At 45.6% G+C, this 12361-nt stretch carries 10 protein-coding genes; 7 read left to right on the top strand and 3 right to left on the bottom strand.

Annotation, left to right across the window (positions count from 1 at the left end; genetic code table 11):
* Nucleotides 1-192: 192 nt before the first annotated feature.
* Nucleotides 193-957, bottom strand: a complete 765-nt coding sequence (locus TBC1_RS04520; protein ID WP_062039109.1) for a hypothetical protein — start codon at nt 955-957, stop codon at nt 193-195.
* Nucleotides 958-1310: 353 nt separating this feature from the next.
* Here TBC1_RS04520 and ung point away from each other — a divergent pair, with 353 nt between their 5' ends.
* From ung to TBC1_RS04485, 7 genes are all read left to right on the top strand, one after another.
* On the top strand, nt 1311-1982 hold the full coding sequence (gene ung, locus TBC1_RS04515) for a uracil-DNA glycosylase (protein WP_062042772.1): 672 nt from the start codon (nt 1311-1313) through the stop codon (nt 1980-1982).
* Nucleotides 1983-2175: 193 nt separating this feature from the next.
* Nucleotides 2176-3783: an OmpP1/FadL family transporter gene (locus tag TBC1_RS04510; RefSeq protein ID WP_062039107.1), complete on the top strand. Its 1608-nt coding sequence runs from the start codon at nt 2176-2178 to the stop codon at nt 3781-3783.
* A gap of 314 nt (nt 3784-4097) precedes the next feature.
* Nucleotides 4098-5033 carry a M23 family metallopeptidase gene (locus TBC1_RS04505; RefSeq protein ID WP_172668824.1) on the top strand — a complete coding sequence of 312 codons (936 nt, stop codon included), beginning with the start codon at nt 4098-4100 and terminating at the stop codon, nt 5031-5033.
* Nucleotides 5034-5219: 186 nt separating this feature from the next.
* Nucleotides 5220-6449: a GWxTD domain-containing protein gene (locus tag TBC1_RS04500; RefSeq protein WP_082189475.1), complete on the top strand. Its 1230-nt coding sequence runs from the start codon at nt 5220-5222 to the stop codon at nt 6447-6449.
* A 44-nt stretch (nt 6450-6493) separates the two neighbouring features.
* Nucleotides 6494-7573 (top strand): [FeFe] hydrogenase H-cluster radical SAM maturase HydE, encoded by a 1080-nt coding sequence (gene hydE / locus TBC1_RS04495; RefSeq protein WP_062039098.1) that lies wholly within the window; start codon nt 6494-6496, stop codon nt 7571-7573.
* A 177-nt stretch (nt 7574-7750) separates the two neighbouring features.
* Entirely contained in the window at nt 7751-8545 is a 795-nt protein-coding gene (locus tag TBC1_RS04490) for a thymidylate synthase (RefSeq protein WP_062039094.1), read from the top strand.
* A gap of 53 nt (nt 8546-8598) precedes the next feature.
* On the top strand, nt 8599-9096 hold the full coding sequence (locus TBC1_RS04485; protein WP_062039092.1) for a dihydrofolate reductase: 498 nt from the start codon (nt 8599-8601) through the stop codon (nt 9094-9096).
* A gap of 7 nt (nt 9097-9103) precedes the next feature.
* Here the strand turns inward: TBC1_RS04485 and TBC1_RS04480 are convergent, their stop codons facing one another.
* Both TBC1_RS04480 and TBC1_RS04475 read right to left on the bottom strand, forming a co-directional pair.
* Nucleotides 9104-9976: a DUF4249 domain-containing protein gene (locus tag TBC1_RS04480; protein ID WP_062039089.1), complete on the bottom strand. Its 873-nt coding sequence runs from the start codon at nt 9974-9976 to the stop codon at nt 9104-9106.
* Between the two features lie 5 nt (nt 9977-9981).
* Nucleotides 9982-12354 carry a TonB-dependent receptor gene (locus TBC1_RS04475; RefSeq protein WP_062039086.1) on the bottom strand — a complete coding sequence of 791 codons (2373 nt, stop codon included), beginning with the start codon at nt 12352-12354 and terminating at the stop codon, nt 9982-9984.
* Between the last annotated feature and the right edge of the window lie 7 nt (nt 12355-12361).

The following is a 12361-nucleotide window of genomic DNA, read 5'->3' as shown; positions in this document are numbered from 1 at the left end:
AAAGACGATTCAGGCAGGATGTAGATTGCAGGAGAAATCTGCTTGCCGGCAATGGCTGATAAGGCCGGTTGTGGCTAATAGCTGGTTAAAACAATGAGCAATGTGTGTTGTCACACAATATATCAGGATTGCTTTTTTGTTTGGGGCCGGTTTCAGTTTTTTTTTCTTAAACTATAATAATTCCTGATAAGCTTAATCGTATCTTTTACCGATCCCTGCACTAAGGTAGAGTGTAAAGAAGAATTGAGACGGATCGCGGAAGGCCATGATGGGAACCGGTCTGGCAAATACATCCAGTGCAATGCCGGCTTCCACGGTTTTTGGCTTTTGATTGATCGTGCCAAACTCTACATTCAGACCGGTTTTGAGGTAAATGCCAGGATATGGCTTAAGCTGGTTGAAACCTTTGGTGAAAGAAGCCCGGCCATAAATATTATCCGGGAAATGATTTTCGGGATCGTAACGTTCTGTGACCGTGATGTAACGATAGGTGCTTTCATCAAGCTTGATGATGTTAAGGTAAACAGGTTTTGTAAACGCAACTGAAAGCCCTCCCGAATAGAAGAGCCTGAGCTCAACGCCGCCGAAGTAAGGTTTCCTGTTGAGCATCCGTTGCTGTCCCGCTCCGGCCCTGATCATATAAATGGCATTCAGTTTTCCGTAGTAATAGCTGCGTGTATTGGTAAAAAACGGATTGATGGATTTTATCTCCTTGCTGTCCTTCATTTCAAGCAGATTGGCTTCAAACATCCACTTCGTGAAAATGCTCTGGTTCCTGCCGGCCCTGAATTCAAGTCCCCAGCCATTGCTGTGAATGATCAGGCTTCCATTCATCTCTTTCCGGAAAAGCACATTGTCTGCAATACTGTCGTACTCCTCATCGACCTGCGCATGAAGATCGGATTTGCTGAAAAGAAGCAGCAACACCGCCGGGAAAAGATAAAAGAAACGATTCATTAATATCCGGATAAGGGTTAAGCAAAAGTACACAAACAATATGCCGTATCAAACAAAAAAAGCCCATGACTTATCACAGGCTGTAGCAGGATGATCTGAAATCATCAACGGTTTCTCTCAATCTTATATCTGCTTGCTTCGCCGTAAGCAGCACACTTCTTACTCGACTGGCACGCAGACAGAATTAATCCCAGAGAAACTACAACCAGTAGTGATACAACAATTTTTTTCATAATTTTACTCAGTTGAGTGACATTTTTTTTGCAAAGATAAAGTGCCTGATAAAGTAACTTAAAAAACAAGTTTATATTGTTTATGTTTGAAATGCTTAAAAGTAACGCCTGATGTCAGAAATTAATCCACAAATTGAAGAAAGCTGGAAGAAAATACTTTTTGCTGAGTTTGGTAAGCCATATTTCGGTGAACTCAAGTCATTCCTGGTTTCAGAAAAATCCCGATATACCGTATATCCGCCCGGATCAAAAATTTTTGAAGCCTTCAACCGGACTCCTTTTAACAAGGTAAAAGTAGTGCTGCTGGGGCAGGATCCCTATCATGGTCCGGGTCAGGCGCACGGGCTTTGCTTTTCGGTGCCGGCAGGTACCGTTTTTCCTCCTTCGCTGCAAAACATTTTACGTGAGTTGCAGACCGATCTTGGTTATCCGTACCCGCAAAGCGGTGACTTATCGAAATGGGCTGATCAGGGTGTATTTCTTCTGAATGCAACACTCACGGTCAGGGCCAATCAGGCTGGTTCTCACCAGGGCAGGGGGTGGGAGACATTTACCGATTCTGTAATCAGCGCCTTGTCATCTGAACGGGATAAACTAATATTTCTTCTCTGGGGAAAATATGCACAGAATAAGAGATCTCTTATCGATACATCAAAACACCTTATACTGGAAGCTCCGCATCCCTCTCCTCTGAGTGTATACCGAGGATTTTTCGGGTGCAGGCATTTTTCCCTGACAAACCAGTTTCTTGTTGATTCAGGTTTATCACCGGTTGACTGGAAACTTGATTAGCTGTCCAGCGTTTAAGACTTCCGTTCTTTAATACTGCTCTGATATTTTCCTAAAGCAGGTTTTAAAGCATTTTCATTGACTATTTTCCAAGGATTTAAGCCGTCACCCGGATGTTTTTTCTGTTAGGAAGTAAATTATTTTGAAATATTTAATAATTGCAATATTTTAGCTAACCTAACCAAATACGAACCACATGAAAAAAACATTACTGATTTTATCATTCGGTGCCTTTGCTATCGCTTCATTTGCCGGCGGTATAGTGCACAACACGAATCAGAGTGCCTCTTTTATCCGCATGCCTGCGAGGGATGCTTCTTTGGGTCTGGATGGTGTGTATTACAATCCTGCCGGACTTACGCAGCTTAAGGATGGATTCCACCTTTCTCTCAACAATCAGTATATTATACAGACCAGGAAAATTTATACCAGTTTTCCAGGGCTTAATCGTGATGGTTTTGAAGGAAATGTTGTTGCTCCGCTGTTTCCGTCGGTTTATGCAGCTTACAAAACCGGTAAACTCGCATTCTCACTCGGTTTCAATCCGATTGGTGGTGGAGGCAGTGCCTTGTTTGAGGACGGTCTGCCTTCCTTTGAGATGCAGGTAGCCGGCATTCCAGGTGCATTGAGCAATGGAGGAATCCAAACAACAAAGTATAGTTTCGATACGGAATTTGAAGGCAAGTCTGTATTTTATGGCATTCAGGCCGGAGCCTCCTATCAGGTGAACGAGGTACTCTCTGTCAGCCTTGGATTGCGTTACGTAATGCTTAACAACAACTACAAAGGCCATTTATCAGATATTATGATCAATCCGTTATTTCCTGCTTTGAATTATACCGGTGAGATGGTGCCTGCAAAAGATTTCTTCGATGCAATGTCAGTTATGTTTCAGGGACTTTCAGGAATAGCCGGGTCGTTGGAACCACTGGTAGCAGGTGGCGGTGGGAGCCTCACACTCGAACAGGCTCAGCAGGCCGGATATCTGACATCTGAAGATGTAGAATCGATTGCAGGAGGTTTTGCCCTTATCAATTCATCCATCGATCCGATGACTCTGTCGGTTGAGCAGATTCAGGGTGCCTACAGTGCGGCTACACCTGTATTTGTAGCTCAGCAGCAGGCAATGGCCGGGAATGCTGCAGCAACCCAGGATAAAGAAGTGGATGCATCGCAGAGCGGAACCGGCATCGTTCCCATTATCGGTGTAAACCTGAAGTTTGAACGGTTCAATGTCGGACTGAAATATGAGCATAAAGCCAGCATTAAGGTAAAGAACAGCACCAAAGTGGATGATGTCGGTTTGTACCCTGATAAAGCAGAAGTGCCAAGTGATCTGCCGGCAATGTTTACTGCCGGAATTGGCTTTGAGGCAACCAAAAAGCTTAATATAAGCGCCGGCCTGCATTATTATTTTGATAAAAGTGCAGAATACGGCAAAAAGCTTGAGGGCGAATATGTGAAGAATGATAAAGTGATGGATAAGAATTTCTGGGAATTTGCCCTGGGACTTGAATATGCCCTTACCGACAAATGGCTGGTCAGCGCTGGTTATCTGCGCACCCAGACCGGTGTGATGGATTTGTATCAGACCGACCTGAGTCATAGTCTTTCAACAAATAGTATTGCTGCCGGTCTTCGTTACATGGTTAACGAGAAAATCGGGATCAACCTGGGCGCTATGAACACTTCTTATGTTGAAGATACCAGAGATTTCCCGGCAGCAGCTCCGTTGCCTGCATACACCGAAACCTATAACCGCAGCGCCTTCACCGTGGCGCTTGGAGTCGATATCAGTTTCTAAAAAAAAGTTAATTTTTAACTAAGGACCGGCCCTGAAAGGGCCGGTCTTTTTTTTGTAATTGCTTTATAATTAATTTATTATAATAATGACAATCTTTGTGTAATGCTCAGTATCCGGATTGCGGGTGTCGCGTTTTCCGGCAAAATAGTACTTTTGTGACATGATAACATGCCATGAGAGCTAATCCGGAAATAAATCAGAAATTTCTACTTTGCGTCCTGCACAGATATTTCTGCATGTTATATGGAAAGCTGTATCCTTTCTTCCGGTCGGTTCTTGATCGATCTGGCATATCTTTCAGATATCAGAGTATTTTGACCGCTTTTTTGTTGCTGGCTGTATTACCACCTCCCGGCTTTGCACAATCATTTACCATTGATACCAGTGCTTTTTTGAATGAAGAGCGGGAATATCTGAGAATACAAAAGATGCCGGAGCATGACGCTGAATCAACTAATGAAGAGGAGTTGCTTACTGAAGAGGACGGTGACAATTTTGTGCCGGAAGATATGATTTTTGTGCCCTCGGATGTATTATACAATAACAGGTGGGATACGCTGTATATAAGGACAGGCAGGATTGATGCGGCCGGTATGTCTGATTCGGTGCTGCTGCTGTTGAATAATCCGGCGGAAACACCTTTTGCTTTTCCGCATAAAGGAAAGCTTATTTCTAAGTATGGGCAGCGGGGAAGCCGGTTTCATGCCGGTATGGATATAAAGCTTGAGACAGGTGACACCGTAGTGAGCGCTTTTGACGGGAAGGTGAGGATTGCCAGGGTGATGAGCGGATACGGAAAAATGGTGGTGATCAGGCATCATAACGGTCTGGAGACGGTTTACAGCCACTTGTCAAAAATTCTGGTAAATATCAATCAGGAAGTCAAAGCAGGAGAGCCGGTCGGATTGGGTGGCAGAACAGGCAGGGCGAGCACCACCCACCTGCATTTCGAAACCCGTTTTCGCGGTGAGCATTTTAATCCCGGCAAGATTATCGATTTTGAGAATTACACCCTTCGGGTGGATACATTGCTGATATCCAAAGAATTCTGGAGCTTAGGGCGGAGTGCTTCATCTTTGGCAAATGATGGAACGGCTTCATCCGGAAGTAAATATCATACGATAAGGTCGGGAGACACCCTCTCGAAAATAGCCAGACGATACGGCACAACGGTAAACCAATTGTGCAGAATTAACGGCATCAAACCAACCAAAGTGCTCAGAATCGGCTCACGAATCAGGGTTGCGTAATCATTTCCTGCATTAATTGTTTCCTGATCTGCAGAACCAGCCTGGTCTACTGCTCAAAATGTATTAAATTTACCATTCATTAAGGTTAGTCAGATTTTTTGATTTTCCGGTTAATACGGTTGTTGGATTGCAAACCATGCATCGTTAGAAAATCTGTTTAATTGCCGAACTTTTTAATATACACGGATGAAGTCCCGACTGACGTTCTTCTTTGCAACGCTTCTGACCGCTATGGCACTGGCATACTGTAAAGGCCCTGCGAAGCTTTCTTACAGAAATATTTCCAACTTTTACAAGCCTGACCTGCAATTGGCCGGATTATCTTATGCCCTGTTCAATCTGAACGACAGTATCACCAACCTATATGTCCGCATACCGATGAAAGGCCTCAGATACCTTCCTGATAACGGGGCTGGCAAATCCCGGTTCAGACTTAGCTATCAGTTGTTTGATGGCTTTGAAAAGGGCGTTTTGATTGATTCTGCTTCATTTACCGGCATGGATTCCCTGACGGGTAGGGCCATCTTTATGGATTCAGTTCCCATCCGGGCCCTGGCTGGAAATGATTATGTGCTTAGTATAGAGTTGCTTGATCTTAATGCAGGTAATAATTATGGTGCATTTCTCAGTTTGCAAAAGAGGCAGATCTATAATGTTCATGATTTTCTGCTGCTGGATGAGTCAGGGATACCATTGATGCGCAACTTCCTGTATAGAAATGAAAAGGTTCGGATACGGTCAAACAGGCTTTCTGATTCCCTGCACTTTAAATACTTTACTGAAAAGTATTTGCCGGGAACTCCGCCTTTTGGCTTTCCGGATAACATAGCCATAAATGCTGCTGACAGTGTTTTTGGAGTTAAATTCCGGGATGGTGTCACCTCTTCCGGCACAGTGCCGGGAGAAGGCAGATATCTATTATATGGTGGCGGAAGTCCGGTGATGGTTATACACAGGTTCTACGACGGATTTCCAGATATCGGTTCAACCGGTCAGATGCGGGAATCGCTCAGGTATATCTCAACCGATGCAGAATACAGGGAAATGAGTCAGTTGCCGCCCCGGGCTGCCATTGATGAGTTCTGGATTAAACTTACCGGGCATTCCGAAAGGGCCTTGTCTCAGATAAGAAGATACTATGGCAGGGTGGAGGAGGCCAACCGTTTTTTCAGTTTAAGCCGTGAAGGATGGAAATCGGACCGTGGAATGATATACATGGTTTTTGGGCCGCCGAATCTTGTTTACCGCAATACTTTGTCGGAGCAGTGGACTTATGGTGAAGCAGGGAATCCGCTGTCCTTAAGATTCCTGTTCAACCTTGAGACACTCCCGGATAACCAGTCCGAGTATTTTCTGATCAGGTCGGAGACCTACCGTACACCATGGCACATGGCCGTTTCAAACTGGCGCAGGTAGTAAGGGATTTTAGACTAACTTTGCCATTGGTAATAAATTTTTAAATGATTCCGATCAGCGAGATTCTTAATAAGGATAACTTCTCCCGTGAAGAAATTATCCGGTTGCTTGCCTCTGAGAATGAGGACAGAAGTGCCCTCTTTGCCTGTTCGGCAAAGGTTAAGGAAGAAAATGTGGGAAATATCGTTTATTTCAGGGGGCTGATTGAGTTTTCCAATATTTGTGGCAAGAACTGTTTCTATTGTGGCATCCGGAAAGGAAACAAAAGGGCGAATCGTTACAATCTGACGGATGATGAGATCCTTGAAGCCGCCCGGTTTGCCTATGAAAGCAATTATGGTTCGGTGGTGCTTCAGGGGGGTGAACTCGAGGGCGAGGCCTTTACCCTCAGAATTGAGCGCCTTTTGCATCGGATCAAGGAGTTATCGGATGGCCGGCTGGGCATTACACTTTCAGTCGGAGAGCAGACCAGGGAAGTTTACCGGCGTTGGTATGAGGCCGGTGCTCACCGCTATTTGCTCCGCATTGAATCATCTGACCGCGAATTGTATTACAAAATACATCCCCGGGATAAAAATCACAGTTTTGAAAGGCGTTTGCAGGCATTATATGATCTCCGGGATACCGGCTACCAGGTAGGTACCGGCGTGATGATAGGCCTTCCGTTTCAAACAACTGATCATCTGGCCGGTGATCTTCTTTTTATGAAAGCGCTCGACATTGATATGTGCGGTATGGGTCCGTACATTGAACATGCCGATACACCGCTTTGGGAATACCGTGATCAGTTACTGCCCCTCGAAGCCCGATTTGACCTGGCACTTAAAATGATTGCAGTGTTGCGGCTGATGATGAAAACAATTAATATCGCCTCGGCAACGGCTTTGCAGGCCATTGATCCCATCGGCAGGGAAAAAGCCCTCAAGATAGGAGCCAATATCATCATGCCGAACATAACCCCCGGTGTATACCGCGACGATTATAAACTTTATGAGAATAAACCCTGCACCGACGAGGAGGCTGCCGATTGCAAGAATTGCCTCGAAGCAAGGATCCACATGTCAGGGAATAAAATCGGCTATGATCAGTGGGGGGATTCACTTCATTTTAAGGAGAGAAACTGAACCGGTCCTTTACCCTGAATCAGGTTGCAGTCATACGGGTAAGCAGCCGGAGCCATACAGCCAGTTGTTCCTCTGAAGGAGAGAAAGTGACAACGGAAAAGATTTATTCTGCCCACCTTTGATGAACCAGCATTTTTTACCTGTAAAAATTTAAATTTGCATAAATATCAATAAGCAATGAAGCAATACCATGATCTGCTCCGGCATGTAATGGATAACGGCATCCGCAAAGATGACCGCACCGGGACAGGTACGATCAGTGTTTTTGGTTACCAGATGCGGTTTAACCTTGAAGAGGGTTTTCCTGTGCTTACGACCAAAAAGCTGCACCTGAGGTCCATCATCTATGAGTTGCTGTGGTTTCTGAAAGGAGATACCAACATCAGGTATCTGCATGACAACAAAGTGTCCATCTGGGACGAGTGGGCCGATGAGAACGGCGACCTCGGCCCGGTTTACGGAAGGCAATGGCGCTCATGGGCAACTGCTGACGGCAGAACGATTGATCAGATCAGTGAAGTGCTGAAACTGATCAGGGAAAAACCGGATTCGCGCCGGATGATGGTGAGTGCCTGGAACCCCGGCGAAGTGGAACAGATGGCGCTGCCTCCCTGTCATGTGCTTTTCCAGTTCTATGTTGCCAATGGGAAACTATCCTGTCAGCTTTACCAGCGCAGCGCGGATATCTTCCTTGGTGTGCCTTTCAATATAGCCTCCTATGCATTGCTGACAATGATGATGGCTCAGGTTACAGGGCTGAAGCCGGGGGAGTTTATTCATACATTCGGCGATGCGCATATTTATCTTAATCACACCGATCAGGTTGCCTTGCAACTGAGCCGTGACTTAAGGCCGCTCCCCCGTATGGTTATTAACCCGGAAGTGAAAGATATTTTTAATTTCAGGTTTGAGGATTTTTCTCTTGTTGATTATAATCCGCATCCCCATATCAAGGCTCCGGTGGCTGTCTGATGCAGCACCGGATGATTAGTCAACTGATTATTGTATAGCCTGCGCTGAAGTTTATGAAAACCATCTCAATTATAGTCGCCATTGCCGACAATCTGGCCATTGGAAAAGATAACCGCCTGCTCTGGCATATCCCCGAAGACCTGAAGCGTTTCAAAGCCCTTACTACCGGTCACACCATCGTAATGGGTAAACGCACATTCGAATCATTGCCATTGCGCCCCCTGCCTAACCGCAGGAGCGTTGTGATTACGGATGTGCCGGGAGAGCAGATTCCCGGTTGTGTGATGGCATATTCCATTGATGATGCCATTGAGAAAATGGAAGACGGCCGTGAGAATTTCATCATTGGCGGTGGCATGGTTTACAAGCAGTTTATGCCCCTTGCCCATAAACTTTACCTCACACTTGTGCACAAGGAGTTTGATGCGGATACTTTCTATCCGGAAATAAACTTCGATGAATGGGCCGAAGTGGAAAGAACCGATGTGGATGCCGTTGAATCACTGGGATTTAGCTACTCTTATGTGACTTACGATCGGAAGCAGGACTGAACCGGGATTACTGCTGATTCAGGCTGAATTCCTGCAACCTTCCGTTGACAGCGGCAAAAATGCCCAGCCCTCCATCAATATTTGTAAAAACAGGTGAAGGCTCTGAGAAAGGATTGTCACCCTGAAATGACATCACCGAATGGTGATAATTATAATAATCTTCATCGGTAACCGAAGACCATATCAGCAACCTGTTATCCGGGTTGTTCCCATTGTATATTTCTGATGTTCTGAAATTGAAAAAAGCACCCTCACGGTTCTTATCCGAGAAAACGCTTTCGCCCCTGCTGAGGCCGGTTTCACTGAAGAAATTATCTCCGTAGTATTCATCACTGAAATACGTCCCTGGTAAAACTCTGTAAAAGTGCCCGTTTCCAGGGATATCCTTAAACCTGAAACTAACCATAGCAGACTGCTCTCCATAATTTTCGACATATTCTGTTGCCGTAATTTCAATGTCAGGCGGGATGCCGGCAGGAACTGTGCAGTTGGCTTCTGCAGCGTATCCGCCGGGAGCTTTGATGTCGAGATAATAGGTTTGTGACGCCTGCACCGGCATATTTACCGAAGAAATCCGGTATGACCTTGTTTCAGCGTTGTAGGGTAACTGCAACCAATCGACTCCGTTTGAAATCCTGACAGTTGCATCCGGAATTACCGGGAATGATTCTTCCCAGGAGTGCTGGGGTGTAAGGCTGTACAATGCCCGGCTTTTATATACCTTTACAGTGATGAATTCATCCTGAGGGGAAATTACCGAATAGACTACGATTTTGGGATCCGATTCGGGCACATCCACTTCTGAGATCATATCTTCGCAGGCTGTAATGGGCAGGGCTGTGGCAAAGATGAGAATCAGCCTTATTGTCTTGATTTTCATTTTTTTCAGAACTTAATGTTATAGGAAACAGATGGAATCAGCGGGAAAATTGAGACCTGCTTGAGCTTGCTGATGCTCCCTGACTCACTGTACTCATTTTCGATAAAATAGAAGAAAGGATTTTTCCGGTTATAGGCGTTGTACACGCCAAGTTCCCAGGTCCTCTCATACCCCGGTTTACTTTTATGGAACTGAATCGCAAAATCGAGACGGTGATAGGCCTTCATCCTGTAAGAGTTTACCTCGCCATAATCGGTAATGGTGTTGTAATACTCATAATAGTAAGGATTTTCGTCTCCCATCAAATCAATAAACGGATTGTGGGTGATTCCCGGATATTCTCCCAGTGGCAGGGTGATGGCGTTGCCGGTTCCGTATACCCAGGTGCCTGACAGGGTGATATTCTCCTTAAGGTCGTAGATCAGCACCAAAGAAAGGTCATGCCGGCGATCGTACCTGGCCCAGAAATATTCGCCGAAATTAATTTCATCGAACCTGAGCCGGGTCCATGACAGGGTATAACCTATCCAGCCGCTCAGTTTGCCGGTTTTTCGCTGTATCAGCAGTTCTGCGCCGTACGACTGACCTTCTCCGGCTGTAACATTATCCTGCCAGGTGAAATTCTGGGCTTCGGTAGGGTCGTCAAGCAGGAGAAAGCTCGCGCCGGGCTTATATCCCAATATATTCCTGCTCCATTTGTAATATCCCTCAAGGGTCACTGTCAGATTCTTGCTGATCATGTCTTTAGCCAGACCACCTGAAATTTGCCTCGAGTTCTGTGGTTTTACCCTGTCGGTAGAAGGTACCCAAAGATCAGTCGGCAATCCGATGCCGGTATTGCTGAGCAAATGAATGTACTGGTTCATTTCGGCAAAGGCGGTTTTCACGGAGAACCCTTCTTTGATTAAGAAATTGGCAGAAAGGCGCGGCTCGGGAGAAAAGTAATGTTTGCCGTCGGCGATAAAATGGCTTAAACGTATGCCGGCATTAGCCTGAAACCGGTTGTTGATGTTAAAATGATTCTCAAGATAAACACCGGATTCAAGTGAATTGTACTTCGTTTTCTGTTTGTAATCAAGCAGCGTCTGACTGTTTTTTTCAACGATGGCCGAAGGTGTGAACAAATGGGTTGTGGATTGTAATCCGGCCCTGAGCCTGTAGGATGTTGATAAATGATATTCGAGATCGTGCCGGAAGGCAATGTCGCGGATACCAGAGTTGTAGTCAAGTGTATAAGTACCTGAATTATCTTTTTCTTCATTGAAGATCGTGAGGTTGTACCGGCTGAAGATCAGGGAAGTATTAGCAAAAATCCGTTCGGTGAAGAGATGGTTCCAGCGCAGGGTGCCGGTCGCGTTTTGCCAGTACAATCCACCTTTGTTCTTGTAACTGTTGTTGTCATAACTGTATCTGTCCACAAACTGGAATTTGTCTCTTCCAAAGTAACCCGACAGGTATAGTTTATTTCTGGGGCCGAAGTCATAATTCAGTTTTGCATTCAGGTCGTAGAAGTAATATCCGCCCTGGCTTTCGGATGGCACGAAAGGCTTTATAATGACATCCAGATAGGTTCTCCGGGCTGATATAAGAAATGAAGAGGTGTCTTTTTTCAATGGCCCTTCCAGCACCAGCCTTGAAGAAATCAGACCTATGCCTGCCTCTCCTGAAAATTTCTGCTTATTGCCATCCTTCATGGTCATTTCAACCACTGACGAAAGCCGTCCGCCGTAACGGGCCGGAAATCCGCCCTTGGTGAGCTCCACGCTTTTAAGTGCATCACCATTGAAGATGGAGAAAAATCCGAAAAGGTGGCTGGCATTATATACCGGAGCATCATCCAGGATGATAAGATTCTGATCGGGACCGCCTCCGCGCACATAAAGGCCACTGCTTCCTTCGGAGCCTTTCTGAACTCCGGGCATCAGTTGAAGCGCTTTGAAAACATCTTTTTCACCCAGCAGGGCAGGAATATCCCGTATTTGCTGCACCGGCAGCGTGATCATGCTGATGCGGTTGCTCTCACTGACCCTTTCTGCTTTTTCGGCGGTGATGATGACTTCGCTGAGGTTTAGGCTGGGATCAAGCTCTACATCGATCATCAGGTTTGAATTCAGGTTAACTTCCCTGGATTCGTATTTGTAGCCGACATAGGAATAGCTGATCAGGTATTTGCCGGCAGGCAGGGTAACAGAGTAGAAACCGTAATTATTCGTAACCGTACCGTTGCGGATTTCAGGAATATATATATTTACGCCCGGCAACAATTCTCTGCTGTTCTTTTCACGGACATACCCGCTCACGGAATATTTTTGCTGGGCATAAAGGGAGCACTCCTGCAACATAAAGAGCAGAAGGGATAATAGTATTATTTTTTGCATACAGGGC

The organism is Lentimicrobium saccharophilum, from assembly GCF_001192835.1.
GTDB lineage: Bacteria > Bacteroidota > Bacteroidia > Bacteroidales > Lentimicrobiaceae > Lentimicrobium > Lentimicrobium saccharophilum.
This window is presented reverse-complemented; position numbering and strand designations above follow the sequence as displayed.

What these genes read in the sequence shown, in the direction of transcription:
- TBC1_RS04485 (WP_062039092.1), top strand. Translation starts at nt 8,599, where the DNA reads ATGAAAACCATCTCAATTATAGTCGCCATTGCCGACAATCTGGCCATT.
- TBC1_RS04475 (WP_062039086.1), bottom strand. Translation starts at nt 12,354, where the DNA reads ATGCAAAAAATAATACTATTATCCCTTCTGCTCTTTATGTTGCAGGAG.
- TBC1_RS04490 (WP_062039094.1), top strand. Translation starts at nt 7,751, where the DNA reads ATGAAGCAATACCATGATCTGCTCCGGCATGTAATGGATAACGGCATC.
- hydE (WP_062039098.1), top strand. Translation starts at nt 6,494, where the DNA reads ATGATTCCGATCAGCGAGATTCTTAATAAGGATAACTTCTCCCGTGAA.
- TBC1_RS04500 (WP_082189475.1), top strand. Translation starts at nt 5,220, where the DNA reads ATGAAGTCCCGACTGACGTTCTTCTTTGCAACGCTTCTGACCGCTATG.
- TBC1_RS04510 (WP_062039107.1), top strand. Translation starts at nt 2,176, where the DNA reads ATGAAAAAAACATTACTGATTTTATCATTCGGTGCCTTTGCTATCGCT.
- TBC1_RS04520 (WP_062039109.1), bottom strand. Translation starts at nt 957, where the DNA reads ATGAATCGTTTCTTTTATCTTTTCCCGGCGGTGTTGCTGCTTCTTTTC.
- TBC1_RS04480 (WP_062039089.1), bottom strand. Translation starts at nt 9,976, where the DNA reads ATGAAAATCAAGACAATAAGGCTGATTCTCATCTTTGCCACAGCCCTG.